Annotated in this window: 16 protein-coding genes and 1 riboswitch; of the genes, 10 read left to right on the top strand and 6 right to left on the bottom strand. The window is 69.3% G+C overall.

The window, feature by feature from the left end:
- Position 1: 1 nt before the first annotated feature.
- The gene (locus AC06FP_RS01270) at positions 2–826 is read right to left on the bottom strand and encodes a prepilin-type N-terminal cleavage/methylation domain-containing protein (RefSeq protein ID WP_478074186.1); all 825 of its coding nucleotides are present in this window, start codon (positions 824–826) and stop codon (positions 2–4) included.
- A 263-nt stretch (positions 827–1,089) separates the two neighbouring features.
- Here AC06FP_RS01270 and ggt point away from each other — a divergent pair, with 263 nt between their 5' ends.
- Entirely contained in the window at positions 1,090–2,793 is a 1,704-nt protein-coding gene (gene ggt, locus AC06FP_RS01265) for a gamma-glutamyltransferase (RefSeq protein WP_478074185.1), read from the top strand.
- Positions 2,794–2,865: 72 nt separating this feature from the next.
- Here ggt and AC06FP_RS01260 read toward each other — a convergent pair whose 3' ends face one another.
- Entirely contained in the window at positions 2,866–4,443 is a 1,578-nt protein-coding gene (locus AC06FP_RS01260; protein ID WP_478074184.1) for a BCCT family transporter, read from the bottom strand.
- A gap of 367 nt (positions 4,444–4,810) precedes the next feature.
- Positions 4,811–4,911, top strand: a riboswitch (TPP riboswitch).
- Between the two features lie 99 nt (positions 4,912–5,010).
- Between AC06FP_RS01260 and thiC the strand changes: the two genes are divergently transcribed.
- From thiC to AC06FP_RS01240, 4 genes are all read left to right on the top strand, one after another.
- Positions 5,011–6,918 (top strand): phosphomethylpyrimidine synthase ThiC, encoded by a 1,908-nt coding sequence (gene thiC, locus AC06FP_RS01255; protein ID WP_478074183.1) that lies wholly within the window; start codon positions 5,011–5,013, stop codon positions 6,916–6,918.
- A 432-nt stretch (positions 6,919–7,350) separates the two neighbouring features.
- Positions 7,351–9,681, top strand: coding sequence for a winged helix-turn-helix domain-containing protein (locus AC06FP_RS01250; RefSeq protein WP_456116981.1), 2,331 nt, complete (start codon positions 7,351–7,353; stop codon positions 9,679–9,681).
- Between the two features lie 112 nt (positions 9,682–9,793).
- Entirely contained in the window at positions 9,794–10,696 is a 903-nt protein-coding gene (locus AC06FP_RS01245) for a helix-turn-helix transcriptional regulator (RefSeq protein WP_456116980.1), read from the top strand.
- A 45-nt stretch (positions 10,697–10,741) separates the two neighbouring features.
- On the top strand, positions 10,742–13,600 hold the full coding sequence (locus AC06FP_RS01240; RefSeq protein ID WP_478074182.1) for a TonB-dependent receptor: 2,859 nt from the start codon (positions 10,742–10,744) through the stop codon (positions 13,598–13,600).
- A 312-nt stretch (positions 13,601–13,912) separates the two neighbouring features.
- On the opposite strand, the gene AC06FP_RS01235 is transcribed toward AC06FP_RS01240, so the two are convergent.
- Both AC06FP_RS01235 and ppa read right to left on the bottom strand, forming a co-directional pair.
- Entirely contained in the window at positions 13,913–15,028 is a 1,116-nt protein-coding gene (locus AC06FP_RS01235) for an HDOD domain-containing protein (protein ID WP_456116978.1), read from the bottom strand.
- Positions 15,029–15,181: 153 nt separating this feature from the next.
- The gene (gene ppa, locus AC06FP_RS01230; protein ID WP_456116977.1) at positions 15,182–15,718 is read right to left on the bottom strand and encodes an inorganic diphosphatase; all 537 of its coding nucleotides are present in this window, start codon (positions 15,716–15,718) and stop codon (positions 15,182–15,184) included.
- 149 nt (positions 15,719–15,867) lie between these two features.
- Between ppa and AC06FP_RS01225 the strand changes: the two genes are divergently transcribed.
- Genes AC06FP_RS01225 through AC06FP_RS01215 form a run of 3 tightly spaced genes read left to right on the top strand, consistent with a single transcriptional unit; the run spans position 15,868 to position 17,806 of the window.
- Positions 15,868–16,566, top strand: coding sequence for a hypothetical protein (locus AC06FP_RS01225; protein ID WP_478074181.1), 699 nt, complete (start codon positions 15,868–15,870; stop codon positions 16,564–16,566).
- The gene (locus AC06FP_RS01220; protein ID WP_478074180.1) at positions 16,542–17,084 is read left to right on the top strand and encodes a hypothetical protein; all 543 of its coding nucleotides are present in this window, start codon (positions 16,542–16,544) and stop codon (positions 17,082–17,084) included. Before AC06FP_RS01225 ends, AC06FP_RS01220 begins: the two co-directional genes overlap by 25 nt.
- A gap of 47 nt (positions 17,085–17,131) precedes the next feature.
- Positions 17,132–17,806, top strand: coding sequence for a Vgb family protein (locus AC06FP_RS01215; protein ID WP_478074179.1), 675 nt, complete (start codon positions 17,132–17,134; stop codon positions 17,804–17,806).
- Between the two features lie 294 nt (positions 17,807–18,100).
- Here AC06FP_RS01215 and AC06FP_RS01210 read toward each other — a convergent pair whose 3' ends face one another.
- Complete coding sequence (locus AC06FP_RS01210; RefSeq protein WP_478074178.1) at positions 18,101–20,131, bottom strand: sodium-translocating pyrophosphatase; 2,031 nt, start codon at positions 20,129–20,131, stop codon at positions 18,101–18,103.
- A gap of 245 nt (positions 20,132–20,376) precedes the next feature.
- On the opposite strand from AC06FP_RS01210, the gene AC06FP_RS01205 reads away from it, so the two are divergent.
- Complete coding sequence (locus AC06FP_RS01205; RefSeq protein WP_478074177.1) at positions 20,377–20,898, top strand: hypothetical protein; 522 nt, start codon at positions 20,377–20,379, stop codon at positions 20,896–20,898.
- A 114-nt stretch (positions 20,899–21,012) separates the two neighbouring features.
- On the opposite strand, the gene AC06FP_RS01200 is transcribed toward AC06FP_RS01205, so the two are convergent.
- Entirely contained in the window at positions 21,013–22,269 is a 1,257-nt protein-coding gene (locus AC06FP_RS01200; RefSeq protein WP_478074176.1) for a 6-phosphofructokinase, read from the bottom strand.
- Between the two features lie 149 nt (positions 22,270–22,418).
- On the opposite strand from AC06FP_RS01200, the gene AC06FP_RS01195 reads away from it, so the two are divergent.
- Complete coding sequence (locus AC06FP_RS01195) at positions 22,419–22,982, top strand: adenylate kinase (RefSeq protein WP_456116971.1); 564 nt, start codon at positions 22,419–22,421, stop codon at positions 22,980–22,982.
- Positions 22,983–23,151 lie beyond the last annotated feature (169 nt).

Here is a 23,151-nt window from a genome sequence, read left to right as displayed (position 1 = left end):
CTTACTGATTCATCTTGTAGCTGGCGACGACGGTCATCACCTGGTCGTCGTCGGTGCCGCTGCCGAAGGTGTTGCCGTCGGTGACGGCCGACGCCATCGACCCGGTGTTGTTGCCGCCCCATTCGGCGCCGATGGCGTTGGCCGAGGTGGCGCCGCCCGAGCCGGTGGCGGTGCGGGCCTGGATGCCGACCTGGCGGAAGGCGCCGTTGCTGGCGTCGGGCTTGCCGTCGATCATCTGGTCCAGCGCGCGGGCCAGGTCCGGGGTCAGCCCGGTGATGATCATCGAGTTGCCCGAGCCCCACAGCGTGCCGGGCCGGTTCCAGCCGAAGCACACGCGGATTTCCTGCGGGTTGCCGTTGGTGTCCAGGTAGGCGTAGCGGTCTTCCTTGCCCTCGCCGCGGCCCGGCGGCAGGGTGATGCCGGCCTTGCGCACCAGGTCGCGCAGGTCGAAGCCGGTGTCGCCCTCGCGGGTGCGGGTCAGGCCGTTGCTGGTCGGCAGCGCGTCGGTGCCGGAGCAGATCAGCGCCGGCTCGGTGGCGTTCTGGCTCATGTCGCCGCCGGAGAAGCCAGTGAAGTGGCTGCCATTGACCATCAGCTGCGGCGCGGACTGGTTGTCGCCGATCGGCGCGCCGTAGCGCTGGTGGTAGCTGTTGTAGGTGACCACCCACTGGTCGATGAACTTCTGCTTGATGCGGGTGTATTCGGCGTTGCGCTGCACGTCGCGGCCGATCATCACCGCGCCGATGATCACGCCGATGATGACCAGCACCACGGCCATTTCGACAAGAGTGAAGCCGCCCTGGCGGCGCTGGGAAGACATTTGCATTGGATTGCCCCTTTGATGGAAACCTGCGCGGCCCACCGGGAACCGAGGCTCCGGCGGGCGTGTGGTGTTTCGGGGCAACGTGATAGGGCACGGCCGTAAGAGGAACGTAAGAGCGGCCGCGGCGCGCCTTTCGGATGCGGCCCCTGCGGCACGGCCCGCGCGCGGATGGCGCGATGGAAACTGCCGCGTATGGAACGGCGGGTGTGCGCGGACAGCGGCGGTCCGGTTATCGTCCGGGTCCGACTCCGCTTCCGGTCCCGCCGATGAAACGCCTGCCGCTGCTGCTGCTGTCCTGCCTCGCCATCCCCGCCCTGCACGCCGCCGACCGCATCACCGGGCCGGGCTTCGCCACCCGCTCGGAAGTGATCGCGCCGCACGCGATGGCGGCGACCTCGCAGCCGCTGGCCACGCAGATCGCGCTGGACGTGATGAAGTCCGGCGGTTCGGCGGTGGACGCGGCGATCGCCGCCAACGCCGCGCTCGGGCTGATGGAACCCACCGGCAACGGCATCGGCGGCGACCTGTTCGCCATCGTCTGGGACCCGAAGACGCAGAAGCTCTACGGCTACAACGGCTCGGGCCGCTCGCCGCGCTCGCTCACCCTGGCCGAGTTCCAGCGCCGCGGGCTGAAGGACATTCCCGCCACCGGGCCGCTGCCGGTGTCCGTGCCCGGCGCGGTCGATGGCTGGTTCGCCCTGCACGGGCGCTTCGGGCGCAGGCCCATGGCCGACAACCTGGCCCCGGCGATCCGCTACGCGCGCGAGGGCCACCCGGTGGCCGAGGTGATCGCGTACTACTGGGACCGCTCGGTACCGCGCCTGTCGCAGTACCCGGGCTTCAAGGAGCAGTTCACCGTCGACGGCCGCGCGCCGCGCAAGGGCGAGCTGTGGCGCAACCCGAACCTGGCCGACACCCTGCAGAAGATCGCCGATGGCGGCCGCGACGCGTTCTACAAGGGCGACATCGCCCGCACCATCGACGCCTACTTCAGGGCCAACGGCGGTTTCCTCAGCTACCAGGACATGGCCGCGCACCAGGGCGAATGGGTCGAGCCGGTGAGCAGCAACTACCGCGGCTACGACGTGTGGGAGCTGCCGCCCAACAGCCAGGGCATCGCCGCGCTGCAGATCCTCAACATCCTGGAGGGCTACGACTTTACGAAGATCCCGTTCGGCTCGCCCGAACACGTGCACCTGTTCGTCGAGGCCAAGAAACTGGCCTTCGCCGACCGCGCGCGCTTCTACGCCGACCCGGCGTTCTCACCGGCGCCGGTGCAGCGGCTGGTGTCCAAGGACTACGCGGCGCAGCGGCGCGCGCTGATCTCGATGGACAGGGCGCTGAAGGAAGCGCAGCCGGGCACGCCGAAGCAGCTGGAGGAAGGCGACACCATCTACATGACCGTGGCCGACGCCGACGGCATGATGGTCTCGCTGATCCAGTCCAACTACCGCGGCATGGGCAGCGGCATGGCGCCGCCGGGGCTGGGCTTCATCCTGCAGGACCGCGGCGAGATGTTCGTGCTGCAGAAGGACCACCCCAACGGCTACGCGCCGGGCAAGCGCCCGTTCCAGACCATCATCCCGGCCTTCATCACCAAGGACGGCAAGCCGTTCGCCAGCTTCGGCGTCATGGGCGGGGCGATGCAGCCGCAGGGCCATGCGCAGATCGTGATGAACCTGGTGGACTTCGGCATGAACCTGCAGGAAGCCGGCGATGCGCCGCGCATCCAGCATGAGGGTTCCACCGAGCCGACCGGGCAGGGCACGGCGATGCGCGACGGCGGCGAGGTCAACCTGGAAACCGGCTTCCCCTACGAGACCATCCGCGCGCTGATGCGCAAGGGCCACCGCGTGGTGTTCGCCGACGGCCCCTACGGCGGCTACCAGGCGATCATGCGCGACCCTGAAACCGGCGTGTACTACGGCGCGTCGGAAAGCCGCAAGGACGGGCAGGCGGCGGGCTACTGAGGCGCGCTCCGGGCGCGGCGCCGGCTGCGGACGCGGCTTCCCTGGCACGGGGAGCCGCGCTCTCCCGGGGCGTCAGCCCCCTTCCTTCACCTGCGCCGCTTCCACGCGGGCGTCTTCCTGCGCGGCCATCTCGCGTTCGATCCAGGACTGCACGGCATGCCGCGCGCGCTGCGCGCGGCGTCGTTCGAGCTGGTATTCCAGGTCCAGCACCCGGTACAGGCAGACCATCACCAGCACCATCAGCAGCGCGAACGGCAGCGCGGCGATGGTGATCATGCCCTGCAGCGCGTCCAGCCCGCCGGCCAGCAGCAGGACCGCGGCGATCAGCGCCACCGCCACGCCCCACACCGCCTTGCGCGACAGCGGCGGGTCGCCGGCCTCGTCGGTGGACATGCTGGCCAGCACCAGCACCGCCGAATCGGCCGAGGTGACGAAGAAGATCACCAGCAGCACCAGGGCGACGATGGACAGCAGCAGCGAGGCGGGCAGGCTGTCGAACAGGGCGAACAGCACCGTCTCGTAACCGCCGGACAGCGCCTGCAGCAGGTCGGCATGGCCGGTGATCTGCGCCCACAGCGCGCTGCCGCCGAACACCGAGAACCACAGGAAGCCGAGCAGGGTGGGCGCCAGCACCACGCCGACCACGAACTCGCGCACGCTGCGGCCGCGCGACACGCGCGCGATGAACGCGCCGACGAACGGCGCCCAGGCGATCCACCAGGCCCAGTAGAAGATGGTCCAGTCCGCCACCCAGGTGCTGCCCGAGAACGGCGACATGCGCAGGCTCATCGTCACCAGCTGGTTGAGGTAGGCGCCGAGCGTGGTGGTGAAGGTGTCGAAGATGAAGCCGGTCGGGCCCAGCACCAGCACCGCGGCCAGCAGCAGCGCGGCCAGCAGCAGGTTGAAGTTGGACAGCCACTTGATGCCGCGCTCCACGCCGCTGAGGGTCGAGGCCATGTACAGCACGAAGGCGATGGCGATGATGGTCAGCTGCACCGGCACGCTGGCGGTGATGCCGAACACGCGCTGCAGGCCGGCGGCGATCTGGATGGTGCCGAAGCCCAGCGTGGTCGCCACGCCGATCGCGGTGGCCACCACCGCGGCGATGTTGACCGCATGGCCGACGGCGCCGCGGTGATGGCGGCCGATCAGCGGCTGCAGCATGTCGCTGATCAGCCCGCGGCCGTTGCGGTTGTACTGGAACCAGGCCATCGCCAGGCCGATCAGTCCATAGATCGCCCAGGGGTGCAGGCCCCAGTGGAAGAAGGCATAGCGCATCGCCGCGCGCGCCGCGTCCACGCTCTGCGGCGCCAGTCCTTCCGGAGGCTTGCTGAAGTGCGAGATCGGCTCGGCCGCGCCCCAGAACACCAGGCCGATGCCCATGCCGGTGGCGAACAGCATCGCCAGCCAGCTGGCGCGCGAGAAATCCGGCTCGGCGTCCTCGCCGCCGATGCGCAGGTTGCCGAAGCGGCCGACGGCCAGGTACAGCAGGAAGCTCAGCGTCAGGAACACGATCAGCAGGTACATCCAGCCGACGCTGCGCACCACCTCGGCCAGTGCGACCTGGACCACGTCGTTGAAGGGGCCGGGCGCGATGCCGGCCAGCAGCACCAGTGCGGCGACCAGCGCGATGGAAACACGAAACACCATGGAGGAGCTTCTCCGATCTGGGGATGGGGGGAGCGAGCCAGGGCTTGCAGCGGAACCGGCACCGGGAGGCGCGGAAGGAAGGGCCGGCACGGCGGCACAGGGGCGGCATGAATGCGGCAGCGGCGCATCCTACTGAAAGGCATGTCACGGTTTCGTTAGAACGGGCTTCACGCTCCGCGGTGGAAATGCCATGCAGGAGCGTACTCCCGGTGCGCGCAAGGGCCTGCATGCGGGCCTTTCCAGGACAGCACGTGCATCCACATGCAGGGGGAGGGCGCGCACTTGAGTGCGCTCCTGCAACAGGCGCGTTCCCGCACGCGGGTTGCCGGATGTCGGTGCCATTGTTTCCCGCTTCATGCTCTAATGCGGCCCGAAGCGGGGGTACCGCGGCCATGCGCCACGGTTGAGACAGTCCCTTGGAACCTGATCCGGTTGATACCGGCGTAGGGAAGCTTCGCAATGCCCGGCCGCGTGGATGCCCGAAGGTGCGTTCATGCGCCTGCGGCAGTGCGCCTTCGCTTCGTCCGGCCCATGCATCCGCGCGGGCCACGCACAGGACGACGCCCGATGAACGCACCGCTTTCCGACCTGCAACGGCAGGCCCGGCAACTCTCCGAATCCGTGACCCGGCCGATTCCCGGTTCGCGCAAGATCCACGTGCCCGGCTCGCGGCCGGACCTGTGGGTGCCGATGCGCGAGATCGCGCTGTCCCGCACGCCCACCCTGTTCGGCGGCCAGGACAACCCGCCGGTCACCGTCTACGACACCTCCGGCCCCTATACCGATCCGGACGCGCGCATCGACCTGTCCGCCGGCCTGCCGCCGCTGCGCGCGCGCTGGATCGAGGAACGTGGCGATAGCGAACGCCTCGATGGCCTGGGCTCTGCGTTCGGTCGCGGCCGCGAGCATGATGCGAAGCTCGACGCGGTGCGTTTCCCTTCGCGCCGCCTGCCGCGCCGCGCGCGTGCCGGCGCCAACGTCACCCAGATGCATTACGCGCGCCGTGGCATCGTCACCCCGGAGATGGAGTTCGTCGCCATCCGCGAGAACCAGCGCCTGGACGCGCTGCGCGAGACGCTGCGACAGGATCCAGGCGCGCAGGAGCCCGCCCTGCTGCGCCAGCACCCCGGCGAAGCGTTCGGCGCCGCGCTCCCGCGGGTGATCACGCCCGAGTTCGTGCGCGCGGAAATCGCCCGCGGCCGCGCCATCCTGCCGAGCAACATCAATCACCCGGAAAGCGAGCCGATGATCATCGGCCGCAACTTCCTCACCAAGATCAACGCCAACATCGGCAACAGCGCGGTGTCCTCGGGCATCGCCGAGGAAGTGGAAAAACTGGTGTGGGCGATCCGCTGGGGCGGCGACACGGTCATGGATCTTTCCACCGGCAGGCACATCCACGAGACGCGCGAATGGATCGTGCGCAACTCGCCGGTGCCGATCGGGACGGTGCCGATCTACCAGGCGCTGGAAAAGGTCGACGGCCGCGCCGAGGAGCTCAGCTGGGACATCTTCCGCGACACGCTCATCGAACAGGCCGAGCAGGGCGTGGACTACTTCACGATCCACGCCGGCGTGCTGCTGCGCTACGTGCCGCTGACCGCCGGGCGCGTCACCGGCATCGTCTCGCGCGGCGGCTCGATCATGGCCAAGTGGTGCCTGGCCCATCACAAGGAGAATTTTCTCTATACGCACTTCGAGGACATCTGCGACATCATGAAGGCCTACGACGTGGCCTTCTCGCTGGGCGACGGCCTGCGCCCGGGCTGCATCGCCGATGCCAACGACGCGGCCCAGTTCGGCGAACTGGAGACGCTGGGCGAACTGACGAAGATCGCCTGGAAGCACGACGTGCAGACCATGATCGAAGGCCCCGGCCACGTGCCGATGCAGCTGATCAGGGAAAACATGGACAAGCAGCTGCGCGAGTGCGGCGAGGCGCCGTTCTATACGCTGGGGCCGCTGACCACCGACATCGCGCCCGGTTACGACCACATCACCAGCGCCATCGGCGCGGCGATGATCGGCTGGTACGGCACGGCCATGCTCTGCTACGTGACGCCGAAGGAACACCTGGGCCTGCCCAACCGCCAGGACGTGCGCGACGGCATCATGGCCTACCGCATCGCCGCGCACGCCGCCGACCTGGCCAAGGGCCACCCCGGCGCGCAGGTGCGCGACAACGCGCTGAGCAAGGCGCGCTTCGAGTTCCGCTGGCAGGACCAGTTCCACCTCGGGCTGGATCCGGAGAAGGCCAGGGAGTTCCACGACGAGACCCTGCCGAAGGACGCGCACAAGCTGGCCCACTTCTGTTCGATGTGCGGCCCGCATTTCTGTTCGATGAAGATCACCCAGGAGGTACGCGACCACGCGGCCGCTCAGGGCTTGGACGAGGCGGATGCGCTGGAGGCGGGCATGGCCGCCAAGTCGGCCGAGTTCCGCGCGCAGGGCGCCGAGCTGTATCGAGCGGAGTGAGGCGCAGCGAAGGCGCGGAGGGGCGTTCGCTCCGCGCCGTCCCTTTAGGTTTTCTTCAGCTTGTTGAATTCGATCGTGCGGCGGCGTCCATACCGCGCCGCGGCACATCGTCCGAAGCCCTGCACGGGCTGCGTTTTGTCGGGTTTCACGCCGCTGACGCCTTCCGGCACGTGGCGGCGCAGGATGAACGGCAGATAAAAATATCGCGCCCTGGGGCGCGAATTCTGAAGCGGATTATATGGATTGCGTCGGCGAGAGAGGGCCTGATGTCGACCTGCATGGCTCTACAGGTAACTTCCATAGGCTAATATCCGCGCGCCTTGAAACATTTGCTCATCGCGTTGACGCCATTTGCGGAATCTGGCGGTTCACTGGCGGCGAAGCCTCCAGGGGGCGGGTCCCGGCGGTCTTCAAGCGATTCACCCCAGCGGCATGGAAATCATCGACAGCGGCCTTCCCCCCTCTGATCGCCTGCATATCGGCGATTGCCTGATCGTCCTGCCATCGCGCGAGGTGCATGCGCCCGGCGCGCGTCGTCCCGTGCGGCTCACGCCCAAGGCGACCGGCGTGCTGCTGGTGCTGGCGCGCGGTGCGGGCAACGTGGTCACCCGCGACGAGCTGTTCGCGCAGGTGTGGCCCGACACCCTCCCCACCAACGATGTACTGACCCAGGCGGTCACCCAGCTGCGCAAGGCCTTCTCCGCGGGCGGCGCCTTCCCGCAGGGTCAGGAATACATCGAGACCATCGCCAAGACCGGTTATCGCCTGCTGGCGCCGGTGGCATGGGAGCAGGAGGAAGAGCGGATGCCCGAAGCCGGCGCAGCCGCGGCGGTGGAAGAGGGCCGGCCCGTGCCCGCTCCGGATGCGCTGGCGCCGGATGCGCAGGTGGCAGCGGCTTCTCCGGTGCAGCGCGGCAGGGAACTCTGGCGCCGGGCGCGGCGCAGGCTGCTGCTGGCGGCGGGGCTGCTGCTGCTGTGCAGTTCGGTGACGATGGCCTGGCTGCTGTGGCAGCGCCCGGTGAAGGAAGACGCGCTGGAGGCGGCAACCGCGGACGGCACCGGCGTGATCGGCAGCCCGGAGCGGCCCTACCGGCTGATCACGGCCAGGCAGGGGTTCGGGACCTTCCCCGCGCTGTCGCCCGATGGCGCGCTGGTCGCCTTTGCCGACGAAAGCGACGGCGGCTCCACGCTCAAGGTGCAGAGCACCGGCAGCACGGCCTCGACGACGCTGGTGGCGACCCCCGCCGATGCGCTGGACCGGTTCCCGGCCTGGTCGCCGGATGGGCGCGAGATCGCGTTCGCGCGCTTCCATGCCGATGGCAGCTGCGAGGTGCTGGTCATCGGCGCTACCGGCGGCAGCGCGCGTCGCGCGACCGCCTGCGACGGCGCGGAGATGCTGAGCTTCGACTGGACGCCGGATGGGCGCGGGCTGGTGTTCGGTTCGATGACCGGCAGCCAAGGCGCGCCCGGCATCCGCACGCTGGATCTGGCGACGGGACGCTGGACGGCGCTGGACTACGAAAGGGACGACGGCGACTTCGACTACGCGCCGCGTTATTCGCCCGATGGCCGCCAGCTGGGGTTCGTGCGCAACCCGCAGGTGGGCGGCGTGTGGGTGATGGCGGCGGGCGGCGGCGCGGCCCGCCCGGTTACCGGCGGCAGCGCGGAAATGCGCGGCTGGGGATGGCTGGGCGAGGACGCCATCGTATTCGGGCGGCGCGTGGACAGCGAGTCCCGGCTGTACCAGGTGGACCTGCATACGGGCCTGCTGAAGGATCTGGGCGTGGACGACGCGCAGAGCCCGAGCGTGGCCAGCATGGGCAAGCTGCTCGCTTTCGTGCATCGCGCGCCGCAGTTCGGCCTGTTCCGGATTCCGCTCGATCATCCCGAGCGCAAGGAGCGGCTGTTCGCGTCGTCGGGCCGCGACGCCCAGCCGATGGTCGCGCCGGACGGGCAGCAGCTGGTGTTCACTTCGAGCCGTTCCGGGACGTTCGCCCTGTGGTGGGCGCGGCTGGGGCAGCCCGATTCCCTGCACCCGATGGAGGGGTTGCGCCCCGAGGCGCGGCAATCGCCGGACTGGTCGGCCGACAGCCAGAAGGTGCTGGTCAGCGGGCGCGACGATGCCGGCAAGCCGGGCATCTACGAGGTGGCGCCGGAACAGGGACAGTGGAAGCGGCTGCCGATTCCGGTTTCCGAACCGCTGCAGGCGATCTACGGTCCCAGCCCCGACCTGCTCTTCGTGATCGGGCGCGAGGGAGAAGGCCCGGTCACCCTGTCGCTGTTCGATCGCGGCGGCGGCAGCTGGCAGCGCCTTGCCCAGGTGCCGGGCGCATCGCAGGTGCGCTACGACCGCAGGACGCAACGGGTACTGTTCACCCGGCTGGCGGGAGGCGGCCTGTGGTCGGCCGATGCCGGCCTGTCGCCGGACAGCCTGCGCGAACTCAGCGAGGAGATGCCGAGCCGCTGGCGGTTCCGGACCTGGGCCGTCGGTAGCGACGGTCGGGTGGCTTACCTGCACCAGGAGGCAGGCTGCACCGTGCAGATGAGCCGGCTGGACCAGTCGCAGGCGCCACGCTGCCTGGAGGCCAGCGCGGCGGGCTCGACCAATGGCTTCAGCGTGTCGCCCGACGGCAGCGCGATCTACGTGGCGCTGGCCGTGTCCGACGGTACCGACATCGGCGTCATGCCGGTGCCGGAACGCTCCTCACGGCCCCTGCTCGGCGTGCTCAAGTGGTTGCCGGCATTGAGAAAACCGGATTCGTGATTTCTTCGTGCCGCGCTCCGGAAGAATTCGTGAGGTTATCGTGGGAACTTCCTGACGGCTGCGGCCAGAGTTGGCAAAACCATCGGCCATTGAAGGCAAGTGATGGTGAGTCATGCGACAGGTGGCCTGGGTCGATCGTGGTCAGTCGGTTTCGTTCGAGAAGCAGCCGGAGGACGGTCCGCGCCCGAACTGCGTGGGCGTCGCCCGGCTGGGCAGCCTGCAGACCTCTGGGACGGTGTTCACCGTCTGGATGCAGCTGCGCGGCAGCGCCTGGGTGGAATCCAAGGAAGGCCGCTTCCGCCTGAAGCAGCGCGAATGGATCGCGTTCGAGAAGGAGTCGCGGCCCCTGATCCAGGCCAGCCGTGACGGCCTGTGCATCGGTGTTGCCCTGGACGCCGATGCGTTGCGCACGCTGGGCGACCTGGCCGACAGCGGGCTCTACGCCGGTCACGGCCAGATGAGCCGGGCCGAGGCGCGGACGGCGCTGCGCCTGTGGCGCGAAGCGCAGGCCCGCGGGCCGGGCACCCATATCCTGCGGCCCCTGCTGCTGCACGTGGCGTCGCTGCAGCGGGGCTTTTCCGACGGCGTGCAGCGGTGTCCGGGGCGCTCGCGCCTGCGCAAGCGCCAGGTGTTCAGCCGCATGCAGCGCGCGCGCATGTACCTGGAGGGCAACAGCCACCGCGTGGTGCGCATCGGCGAACTGGCCGAGCTGACCAATTTCTCCAGCTGGTACCTGTCCAAGACCTTCCAGAGCCTGTACGAGGAAAGCCCGCAGTCGCTGTCCGCGCGCCTGCGCCTGGAACGGGCGGCGATGCTGCTGCGCGACACCGACATGATGATCAGCGAGGTCGCCTCGGCCAGCGGCTTCGACAACTGCTGCAGTTTCGCCCGCGCCTTCCGCGCGCGCTTCGGCGTTCCGGCCAGCCGTTACCGTGAAGCCGCCGTCAGTCTTCCGCCACAATCGGCAAAGTCTGCGACTGCTTCGCGCAAACCCATCACTTCGGTACAAACGTAACGTTCAGGGGTGTTTAACACACCACTAACGTAACCGGAGAGATTGATGAAATTTCGTACTCCCGCAATGCGGCTGGGCCTGCTCCCGGCTGGCATCGCGATCGCGTTGACGCCTGCCTTCGCTTCCGCGCAGGACGCCGCCGCTGGCGCCACCACGCTGGACCGCCTGGAAGTGACCGGTTCGCGCATCCGCAGCGCGAACGTGGAAACCCAGCAGCCGATCCTGACGCTGAGCCGCGAGAACCTGGAGAAGCAGGGCTTCACCTCGGTCGCCGACGTGCTGCAGAACCTGACCTCGGCCGGCTCGCCGGCGATCTCCCGTTCCGAAGCCCTGGCCTCGGGCGAGAACGTGGGCGGTTACTACATCGACATCCGCAACCTGGGCGCCACCCGTACCCTGGTGCTGATGAACGGCAAGCGCCTGGGCGCCACCAGCGGCGGTTACCAGGACCTGAGCCAGATCCCGATGTCGGCCATCGAGCGCATCGAGATCCTGAAGGACGGCGCCTCGGCCATCTACGGCTCCGACGCCATCGCCGGCGTGGTCAACGTGATCACCCGCAAGCGTTTCGACGGCGCCGAAGCCAGCGCCTACGTCGGCCAGTTCAGCGAAGGCGACGGCAAGACCGACCAGTACTCCTTCACCCTTGGCGCCGAAGGCGAGCGCGGTGGCGTGACCCTGTCGGCCGAATACTCCAAGCAGGATCCGGTGTGGGCGAAGGACCGCTGGTTCTCGCGCGATGGCGGCCTGGGCCCGAACTCCACTCCCGAAGACTGGAGCCCGATCGGCCCGAACAGCGTCTGGTGCGATCCGCGTGTGTTCGGCGACTGCAAGCCCGGCAAGGACAAGCCGACCCCGATCTGGCAGACCCTGAACCCGGGCGGCGATCCGACCAACCCGAACGACTACCACCCGCTGACCCCGGCCGAGTACGCCAACGCCAACCAGCAGATGATGCTGCAGACCGGCATCGAGCGTAAGTCGGTGTACGTCAACGGCAACTACGACTTCACCGACTCGGTGACGTTCAACGCCGACCTGCTGTACAACGACCGCACCACCAACCAGCAGATCGCCGGCTATCCGTACCAGTCGCAGTCGTTCGGCACCCCGCTGTCCGCCGACAGTGCGTTCAACCCGATCGGCCAGGACGTCGAGTTCCGCCGCCGCCTGTGGGAAGTGCCGCGCACCACCGAGAGCAAGCTGAAGACCCTGCGCTTCGCACCGTCGGTCAGCGGCTTCTTCGAGTTCGCCGACAAGAGCTTCGACTGGAACGTCGGCGCGCTGTGGAACCGCAACGAAGTCACCAAGACCAACCACGGCGACATGAGCCTGATCGCCGCGCGCCAGGCCCTCGGCCCGTCGTTCGTTGACGCCAACGGCGTCGCCCGCTGCGGCACCGTCGACAAGCCGATCGACGGCTGCTACGCGTGGAACCCGCTGCTGCCGGCCGGCGTCGCTGGCCCGGGCTCGCTGGACAGCAAGGAACTGCAGCAGTTCCTGTTCCCGATCTTCACCACCACCGGCGTGAGCAAGACCACCTCGTTCACCGCCGACCTGAGCGGTTCGATCGTGACCCTGCCGGCAGGCGACCTGGGCTTCGCCATCGGCGTGGAGCACCGCAAGGAAGAAGGTCGTTATGTTCCGGACGCGTTCGCGCAGTCGGGTGAGTACACCGGCCTGGCGTCGACCACGACCAACGGCGAATACAGCCTGGACGAGGTGTACCTGGAGCTGAACGTTCCGGTGCTGGCCGACATGGCCTTCGCCAAGGAACTGACCGTGAACGTCGCCAGCCGTTACTCGGATTACAGCAACTTCGGCGATACCACCAACAGCAAGTTCGGCATCACCTGGCGTCCGACCGACGACCTGCTGGTGCGCGGCACCTACGCCGAAGGCTTCCGTGCCCCGACCATCGACAACATGTACGGCGGTACCGGCTCGAGCTTCGAGAAGTACATCGATCCGTGCGGCGTGGGCGCCCCGGGCAGCGTGAACGGCAATGCCGCCTGTAACGCCGCCGGCGTGCCGCTGGGCTATGTCCAGCTGGGCCAGGGCCTGGTGCCGTGCTCGACCTATCCGTGCGCGACCCCGGACCAGTTCATCAATGGTTCCAACCCGAACCTGAAGCCGGAAACCTCCAAGAGCAAGACCGCTGGTCTGGTGTGGAGCCCGCGCTGGGTGCAGGGCCTGGACATCTCGCTTGACTGGTACAACTACCAGATCAAGGACATGATCATCCAGGACAGCGTCGACCGCATCCTGCGCGACTGCTACACCCTGGGCAACAGCGCCCGCTGCGCCGGCATCGTGCGCGAAGCCGATGGCCACATCAGCCAGATGTTCTACGGCCTGGCCAACCTGGGCCAGATGGAGACCGAAGGCTACGACCTGGGCATCAAGTACCGCCTGCCGGAGCTGGCGATCGGCCAGTTCAGCATCGACTGGCAGACGACCTACACCGCCAAGTACGACGAAGTCGGCCAGAACTCCGCTGGCGAGAACATCATCATCGGCAATGTCGGTACGCCGGGCATCTTCCGCCTGCGTTCCAACGTGGGCGTGAACTGGGAGTACGGCGATTTCGGTGTCAACTACACCGCGCGTTACTACTCCGGCATGAAGGAAGGCTGCATCGACCTGGATTCGTTCTGGTGCAACGCTCCGGACCACATCGCCAACGGCGAGGATGATCCGCTGCGCAAGACCGGTTCGAACACCTTCCACGACCTGCAGGTCAACTGGAAGGCGCCGTGGGATGCCACCATCGCCCTGGGCGCGAACAACGTGTTCAACCACCGCGCTTCGCTGCAGTACTCGGCACCGAACAGCGATTTCGCCTACTACGGCGGCTTCGACATCGGTCGCTTCATCTACATGAAGTACACCCAGCGCTTCTGATCCATCGAAGTTCTGTGCAACACGACGAAGGGCGGGCCGCAAGGCCCGCCCTTCTTCTTTGCGCTGCGTCGCAGGTGCGGTCCGTGGGTGTTCGCGGGCGGACCGGCCGGCTGCCTCGATCAGGCCGCAGCGCCGCGCCGCGAGCGCGGATACCCGGTGCGGAACCCACCCGCCGGTGGCGCTTCCATGATGGGCCGGCGCCCACCAGGCATCGTGGACGACTCGACGCCCTCCCACGCGCGCGGACGGACGGCGAAAACAAAAACGGCCGCATCGGATGCGGCCGTTCCAGACTGCGCGTGCGGGTGCCGCCTAGGCGGTGGCGGCCAGCCCGGCCAGGTCGTTGGCCATTTCGCGCCAGCCATCGAGCCGCGGCAGCACCGCGGTGCGTTCCAGGTACTGCTCGTCCACCGGGCCGCCGCTGGCCAGGGCGGTGGCCACGTGCACGGCGCCGGTGACCCAGAAGCTGCGCACGTTCGAGCGCTGCGGCTGCAGCTGGAAGGCGACCGCCTCGATGATCGGCATCGGCAGGCCCCACAGGCCCAGCAGGTAGGCGCCGGCCTCGGCGTGGCCCGGGCGCTCGTCGCCCTCTGCCGCCGGCTCGCGCTCGTCGCGCACGCCGGGCAGCAGCAGGCCGATGTCGGCCAGCAGGGCCGCGGTCGAGCCGAGTTCGGCGCTGGAGGACGGCAGCATCTTCGCGGCCAGGCGCGAGGCGGTCAGGGCGCGTGCCTGCAGCGCGTTGCGCTCGGCCGGGGACACCGACGGCACCGAGAACACTTCGCTGGCGAGCACCAGGTCGCGCAGGGTGGACAGGCCCAGCCGGGTCACCGCGCCGCGCAGGTCGGAAATCGCGCGGCCGCTGTTGAAGAACGCGGAATTGGACAGCTGCAGCACCTTGGCGGCGATGGCCGGGTCGGCCGCCACCAGCTTGGCGATGTCGTTGGCGTCGCTGTTCTCGTCCTCCTCCAGCGCGTGCATCAGGCTCAGGTAAAGATGCGGCGGCGAGGGCAGCTTCTCGATGCGGCCGATGGCGGCGCGCAGGCGCGGGCTGTCCAGCAGGTCGCGCAGTTCTTCCAGGCTGGTCAGCGCCTCGAGCAGCACCTCCGGCGCCAGCGGCAGCGGCAGGAAGCGGTGTGCCACCCCGATGATGCGGGCCGAGGGCGCGCGCTGGCTCTGCGCGGCGTCGATCAGCGCGATGCGGATCGTCTCCGGGCGCAGGGTCCGGATCTGGCCGAGCAGGGTAGCGGGGGTGAGGTCGGGCAGGGCCGGGGCGACGATGACCGCATCGACCGTGCTGGACGCCACCGTGGCGATGGCGGCATTGCCGTCCGGGGCGGTCTGGACCTGCCAGTCCTCGCCCAGGTCGGTGATGTATTCGAGGAGATCGGCCGACAGGCTGGCTTCGTCGCCGACTAGCAGGATACGCAAGACATTTCCCCCAATGGAACCGTCCGGCCGAACTGGAACAGGCCGGGAAACCGGCCTGTCAATGTAGCGGAACACCCCGCCGCGGTCATGCACTCCGCGGATGAAACGTGATGTTCGTCGCTGGCGGCGGCACGGCGCCGCCGCCGGCGTGGCTCAGCCCTGCTTGGACACGAAGGTCTCGTGCGCCTGGACCAGGATGCGCTTGGCCTCGGCGGCGTCGCCCCAGCCCTCGATCTTGACCCACTTGCCCTTTTCCAGGTCCTTGTAGTGCTCGAAGAAGTGGCCGATGCGCTCCAGCCAGTGGCTGGACACCTGGGCGATGTCTTCCACGTGGCCGTAGCCGCTGAAGATCTTCGCCACCGGCACGGCCAGGATCTTCTCGTCGCTGCCGGCCTCGTCGCTCATCTTCAGCACGCCCACCGGGCGGCAGCGCACCACCGAGCCGGGCACCAGCGGCAGCGGCAGCACCACCAGCACGTCGGCCGGGTCGCCGTCGCCGCACAGGGTGCTGGGCACGTAGCCGTAGTTGCAGGGGTAGCGCATCGGCGTGGACAGGATGCGGTCGACGAAGATCGCGCCCGATTCCTTGTCCACTTCGTACTTCACCGGCTCCGAATCCTTCGGGATCTCGATGATGACGTTGATTTCTTCCGGCGGGTTCTTGCCCGCGGAAACGAGTTCCAGACCCATGCGCTGCTCCGAATCGTGCGTTTGACAGAAAGGCGGCATTCTACGCCTGCCGCTGGTGCGGCGCACCAAAGGCCGTCGGCCGGGGCGCCGCCCCGGGTCTCCATGTCCGTGCCTGTGCATGCCCGGGAACGGGCGGGTAGCCTGCCGGCATGGATTCGCTGATCGCCGCTTCCGCGCGCGCCCTGGCCTCTGGCGATGTACTGGCCGCGCTCAACCACGTCGCGCTGCGCGAGGACCCGGCGGCGCTGGCCCTGCGCGGCATCGCCATGGCACGGCTCGGCGAGCTGGCGCGGGCGCGCGGGCTGCTGCGCCGGGCGCAGCGTGGATTCGGGGCGCACGAGGCGCTGTCGCGCGCGCGCTGCGCGCTGGCCGATGCCGAGGTGGCGCTGGCGATGCGCGAGCTCGGCGGTTCGCCGGAGCCGCTGCTGGCCGTCGCGGCGCAGCTGCAGTCGTGCGGCGACCACGGCAACGCGCTGCAGGCCTGGCTGATCCTGGCGCGCCGCTGGCTGCTGCTCGGCCGGTTGCCGCAGGCCGCCGATGCGTTGTCGCGCCTCGACGGGCAGCGGATGCCGCCGGCGCTGGCGGCCATGGCCGGGCTGACCGCCGCGGCGCTGGCGCTGCGCGCGCTGCGGGTCGCCGAGGCCCGCGCCGCGCTCGAGGCCGCGCGGCCGCGCGCAGCGCAGGCATCGCCGCCCTGCAGGCGGAGGTCGAGGCCGCCTGCGCGGTGCTGGACCAGCCCGCCGCACGTTGCCTCGGCGGCGGCATCGACGCGCCGCTGCGCCTGGACCAGGTGCGGGCGCTGCTGGATTCCGGCGCCCTGGTCGTGGATGGGTGCCGTCGCGGCGTAAGGCTGGGCAACCGCTGGCAGTCGCTGGCCCGGCGCCCGGTGCTGTTCGCCCTGGTCCGCGCGCTGGCCGAAGCCTGGCCCGGCGATGTCGAACGCGAGGTACTGGTCGGCCGCGTATTCGGCATGCGCCATCGCGACGAGAGCCTGCGTGCGCGGCTGCGGGTGGAGATCGGCCGCCTGCGCGCGCTGATCGCGGCGATGGCCGGCGTCGCCGCGACGCCGGACGGCTTCCGGCTGGTGCCGCATGCCACGGACACGGTGAGGGTGCTGGCGCCGCCGTTCGAGGGCGAGCAGGCCGCGCTCGCGGCGCTGCTCGCCGACGGCGCCGGCTGGTCCACCTCGGCGCTGGCCCTGGCGCTGGGCGGCAGCCAGCGCAACGTGCAGCGCGCCCTGGTGGAACTGGAGGCCGCCGGGCGCGTGCGTTCGGGCGGGCGCGGGCGCGCGCAGCGCTGGTGGTCGCTGCCGCCCGGCGGATTCACGACGATCTTGTTACTCCCTGCCGCGCTGCCGATTGACTAGTGTCGCCAGCGGGCACCGGATCCCCGATGTGCCAGGAGACTGCAGCGATGAACACTGGAACCCCTGATCCCGAAACGAGCGCGACCAAGGTGCGCCCCGCCGAAGTGGTGCGCGATTACGGCCCGTTCGCCGGTTCGGATTGCATCCATGGCGTCAGCTTCGACGGACGCAACGTCTGGGCCGCCACCGGCGCGGCGCTGGTGGCCTTCGATCCGGCCGATGGCGCGCCGGTGCGCACGCTGGCGCTGGCCTGCGACGCCGGCACCGCGTTCGACGGCACCCACCTCTACCAGATCGCCGAAGCGCGCATCGACAGGATCGATCCGCGCAGCGGCGAAGTGCTGTCCTCGATTCCCGCGCCCGGCGCCGGCGCCGATTCGGGCATGGCCTGGGCCGAGGGCAGCCTGTGGGTGGGGCAGTACCGGCAGCGCCGCATCCACCAGATCGACCCCGCCGACGGCGCCATCCTGCGCACCATCGAATCGGACCGCTTCGTCACCGGCGTGACCTGGGTGGACGGCGAGCTCTGGCATGCCACCGGCGAAGGCGGGGAGAGCGACATCCGCCGCATCGACCCGCAGACCGGCGCGGTGCTGGAGCGCCTGCAGATGCCGGCGGGCATCAGCGTCAGCGGCCTGGAGGCCGATGGCGGGGAACTGTTCTATTGCGGCGGCGGCCGCAACGGCCGCGTGCATGCGGTGAAGCGGCCGCGCAGGCGCTGAAGCGCTGTCCGTGCGCGCGGCGAAGCGCGCTTTCCTGCCGGCCTTCCCGCAGGAGGGGAACGGCCGTCTGCCGCGATGACGACGGCCGCCCGTTCGGCCAAAGGTTTCCCTTCCCCCGCAGGCGGGGGAAGGGCGAAGGTGCGGTGCGCAGCCGGCTTCGGTTACAGCAACGGGACCAGCAGCAGCGCCACGATGTTGATGATCCTGATCCGAGCCTCGCGGCTCGCCCCCATCCCGTTCCCTTCCCCCGCAGGCGGGGGGAAGGGCGAAGGTGCCGTGCGCAGCCGGCTTCGGTTACAGCAACGGCACCAACAGCAGCGCCACGATGTTGATGATCTTGATGAGGGGGTTGATCGCCGGGCCGGCGGTGTCCTTGTAGGGGTCGCCGACGGTATCGCCGGTCACCGCGGCCTTGTGCGCCTCGCTGCCCTTGCCGCCGAAGTGGCCGTCCTCGATGTACTTCTTGGCGTTGTCCCAGGCGCCGCCGCCGGTGGTCATCGAGATCGCCACGAACAGGCCGGTGACGATGGTGCCGATCAGCAGCCCGCCGAGCGCGCGCGGCCCCAGCAGCAGGCCGACGATGATCGGCACCACCACCGGCAGCAGCGAGGGCACGATCATTTCCCGGATCGCCGAGCGGGTGAGCATGTCCACCGCCCTGTCGTACTGCGGCTTGCCGGTGCCCTGCATGATGCCGGCGATCTCGCGGAACTGGCGGCGCACTTCCTCCACCACCGCACCGGCGGCGCGGCCCACTGCTTCCATCGCCATCGCGCCGAACAGGTAGGGGATCAGGCCGCCGATCAGCAGGCCGATGATCACCGTGTGGTCGGACAGGTCGAAGGCGAAGCTCTCGCCCGGGTGCGCGGCCTGCAGGTTGTGGGTGTAGTCGGCGAACAGCACCAGCGCGGCCAGCGCCGCCGAGCCGATCGCATAGCCCTTGGTCACCGCCTTGGTGGTGTTGCCCACCGCGTCCAGCGGGTCGGTGATGTCGCGGATCTCGCTTGGCAGTTCGGCCATCTCGGCGATGCCGCCGGCGTTGTCGGTGATCGGGCCGTAGGCGTCGAGCGCGACGATCATGCCGGCCATCGACAGCATCGCGGTGGCGGCGATGGCGATGCCGTACAGCCCGCCGAAGTGGAACGCGCCCCAGATCGCCGCGCAGACCGCCACCACCGGCAGCGCGGTGGATTTCATCGATACGCCCAGGCCGGCGATGATGTTGGTGCCGTGGCCGGTGGTCGAGGCCTGCGCCACGTGCTGCACCGGTTTGTACTGGGTGCCGGTGTAGTACTCGGTGATCCATACGATCAGCCCGGTCAGCACCAGCCCGATCAGCGCGCACAGGTACAGGTTGGTGGCGCCGTAGCTGGAGTCGGCCATCAGCTGCGTGGTCACCGGCCAGAACGCGATGGCCGCCAGCACGCCGGAGACGATCACGCCCTTGTACAGGGCGCCCATGATCGAGCCGCCCGCTTTTACCTTGACGAAGAACGCGCCGATGATCGAGGCGATGATCGACACCCCGCCCAGCACCAGCGGGTACAGCACCGCGTTGCGGCCGGCCTCGGCCATCATCAGCCCGCCCAGCAGCATGGTGGCGATCACCGTCACCGCGTAGGTCTCGAACAGGTCGGCGGCCATGCCGGCGCAGTCGCCGACGTTGTCGCCGACGTTGTCGGCGATCACCGCCGGGTTGCGCGGGTCGTCCTCGGGAATGCCGGCCTCGACCTTGCCCACCAGGTCCGCGCCCACGTCCGCGCCCTTGGTGAAGATGCCGCCGCCCAGGCGCGCGAAGATCGAGATCAGCGAACTGCCGAACGCCAGCCCGACCAGCGCGTGCAGCGCCGCCTCGCCGGTCACGCCCAGGTGGCGGGTCAGCAGCAGGTAGTAGCCGGCCACGCCCAGCAGGCCCAGCCCCACCACCAGCATGCCGGTGATCGCGCCGCCCTTGAACGCCACGTCCATCGCCGCGCTCATGCCGTTGCGTGCGGCCTCGGCGGTGCGCACGTTGGCGCGCACCGAGACGTTCATTCCGATGTAGCCGGCCGCGCCGGACAGCACCGCGCCGACCGCGAAGCCGACCGCGGTGTACCAGCTCAGGAACACGCCCACCAGCACGAACAGCACCACGCCGGCGATGGCGATGGTCAGGTACTGGCGGTTGAGGTAGGCGCGCGCGCCTTCCTGGATCGCCGAAGCGATTTCCTGCATGCGTGCGTTGCCGGCCGGCTGGCGCAGTACCCAGCGTGCGGCGAACAGACCATAGGCGATGGCGATGACCGCGCACGCCAGGGCGAAGACGAGACCGTAGTGTTCCAGCATGAACCCCTCCAGCACAGGTGGATGTCGTCCAGCAGCGCTGAACGCGGGACACGCCGGGGATGAAGCACTGGAACAGACCCGGAGCCATGCAGCGGCCGTGGTACGTGTCGCGGTGTTCAACTCTTCCTGGAGCCGCAGCGAGTATGGGTCAGCTGCCGTTCACTGTCACGGGCCGGCCACGCTTTGCCGTTCCGTTCAGCGCCGGGCTGGCACCGTGCGGCTTTCCGTGACGAGCGAGGCTGGCGATGAAGATGGGGCGTGGAATGCTGTCGATACCGTTGCTGGCCCTGCTGCCGCTGGTCGCCGGCGCGCAGGCGCCCGCCGCGGCGCAACCGGAGATACAGCGCCCGCCGGGCGCCGCGCAGGCGGTGGGGGCGGTGCATACCGTGCGGCAGATTCCCGAAGCCTGCGCGCGCATCGAAGGCCGCTTCACCGGCCAGGCCGACGCGCCTTACGACATGCAGCTGGTGCGCACCGACGCGCGCTGCCAGCCGCGCGCGGCGCTGCTGGATTTCGCCCAGGTCCAGCCGGGCGGGAACGGCTGGCGGCTCAACGACCGCATCCGCATCCCGGCCGCGGCCTGCCCGGGCCAGCAGGCGGTGGTCGAGGTCTGGCGGCGGCCGGTCGAACAGCCGCTGACCCGCGACGGCCAGGGCCAGGTGCGCGTGTATCTGGGCGAAGCGCGGCAGCAGGCCGAAGCCGGCAAGCTGGCATCGCTGCCGGCGTTCGCGGTGAACATGGCGGTGGAGGGCAGGCCCTGCCGCTGACGCAGGCCTGCCCTCGTAGGAGCGGCTTCAGCCGCGAACGCTTTTTGCCGGCCAAATGTGGAGAAGCGAAAACAGGAGCGTTCGCGGCTGAAGCCGCTCCTGCCGAGGCCGGGCTCAGCCTTCCCAGTCCGGCAGCTTCTTCGCCACCGCCACGTTCTTCAGCGTGACGTACTTCGGCAGGCCGTCGCGGCCCCAGGGCAGCGGCGCCTCGCCGCGGATCAGCGGCTGCAGGTAGCGGCGCGCCTTGTCGGTGATGCCGAAACCATCCCTGCGGATGAAGCCGGCCGGCATCTTCTTCTCGTGGTTGGCCACCTTGGACAGCGGCGCGGCCTCGATCTTCCAGCGGTACGGCGCATCGGCGGTGCGGGCGATCACCGGCATCACCGAATTGCGGCCCTCCAGCGCGAACCGCACCGCGGCCCTGCCCACCGCCTGCGCCTGCTCCCAGTCGGTCCCGCTGGCGACGTGGCGGGCCGAGCGCTGCAGGTAGTCGGGCAGGGTCCAGTGCACCTTGTAGCCCAGTTCCGCCTTGACCCGGCCGGCCAGGTACGAGGCCACGCCGCCGAGCTGGGTGTGGCCGAAGGAGTCGGTGGCGCCGCCGGCATCGGCGACGAAGCGGCCGTCGGCGGTGTGGATGCCTTCGCTGGCCACGACCACGCACCAGCCCACCTTCGCCACCACCTGCTTCACCTTCGCCAGGAAGGCGGCCTCGTCGTAGGCGCGTTCGGGCAGCAGGATGATCTGCGGCGCGTCGTCGGGATTCTCCCCGGCCAGCCCGGCCGCGGCGGCCAGCCAGCCGGCGTGGCGGCCCATCGCCTCGTAGATGAAGACGCGGGTGGAGGTCTCGGCCATCGCCGCCACGTCCAGCGCGGCCTCGCGCACCGACACGGCGGTGTACTTGGCGGCCGAGCCGAAGCCCGGGCAGGTGTCGGTGACGGCCAGGTCGTTGTCGATGGTCTTGGGCACGCCCACGCAGGTGAGCGGATAGCCGAACTCCCGGGCCAGCTGCGAGACCTTCAGCGCGGTGTCGGCCGAATCGTTGCCGCCGTTGTAGAGGAACCAGCGCACGTCATGCGCCCTCAGTACCTCCAGCAGGCGCTCGTACTTGGCCCGGTCCGCCTCCAGCGACTTGAGCTTGTAGCGGCACGAACCGAACGCGCCGCCCGGGGTGTGGGCCAGCGCGGCGATGCTGGCCGCCGACTCCTTCGAGGTATCGATCAGGTCCTCGCGCAGGGCGCCCAGGATGCCGTTGCGCGCGGCCAACACCTTGATTTTCTTCGCCCTGGCTTCGGCGATCACGGCCGAGGCGGTGGCGTTGATGACGGCGGTGACGCCACCGGACTGGGCGTAGAGCAGGGTACCTCGGGACATGGGCGGGACTCTCCGGGCGGGGACATTTCCGGGACATTGGCCGGATGCGGTAAGCTGCGTTATTGCGGTGCAGCGTGAATCGGCCCATGAGTCTAACGCCGCTGTCCGTCCCTGAAAGAAACGTCCTCTACATATCAAGGGAGTCAGGAATGCGATTGGTTCTGTTGGGACCGCCCGGTTCGGGCAAGGGCACGCAGGCGACCCGCCTGAAGGAAGAACTGCAGATTCCGCACATCTCCACCGGCGACCTGCTGCGCGCCGAAGTGGCCGCCGGCACCGAGCTGGGCAAACAGGCCAAGGCGGTGATGGATGCCGGCAACCTGGTGTCCGACGACATCCTGCTGGGCATGCTGGAAGCGCGCCTGGCCCAGCCCGACGTCGCCAACGGCTTCATCCTCGACGGCTACCCGCGCAACGTGGCCCAGGCCAACGCGCTGGGCGAACTGCTGGCCCGCCTGCAGCAGCCGCTGGACGCCATCGTGCAGCTGGACGTGCCGACCGAGCTGCTGGTCGAGCGCATCGCCGGCCGCGCCAAGGAGCAGGGCCGCGCCGACGACAACCCCGAATCGGTGCGCCAGCGCCTGCAGGTCTACAACGACTCCACCGCGCCGGTGATCGATTTCTACGCCGCCAGGGGCACCCTGGCCCGTGTCGACGGCGTGGGCGCGCTGGACGAGGTGCTGGCCCGCATCCTGGCCGCCATCAAGCGCTGATGCCCGTGCCCTCCGCGCCGGTCGACGGCCGGCGCGGACACGAAAACGAACGCCCCGGACCATGCGCTGGTCCGGGGCGTTCGTCGTACAGGGGCCAGCAGATGGGCGTGCTCAGGGCCCCGCAGCATGAGCTCCCTGGGGATGGCCTCTTGGGGAGTAGGACCTGAGG

The sequence above is a fragment of the Stenotrophomonas sp. Steno-Z2 genome (assembly GCF_056393235.1).
Note: the sequence above shows the minus strand (reverse complement) of the source record. Positions and strands in the feature narration are given on the sequence as shown.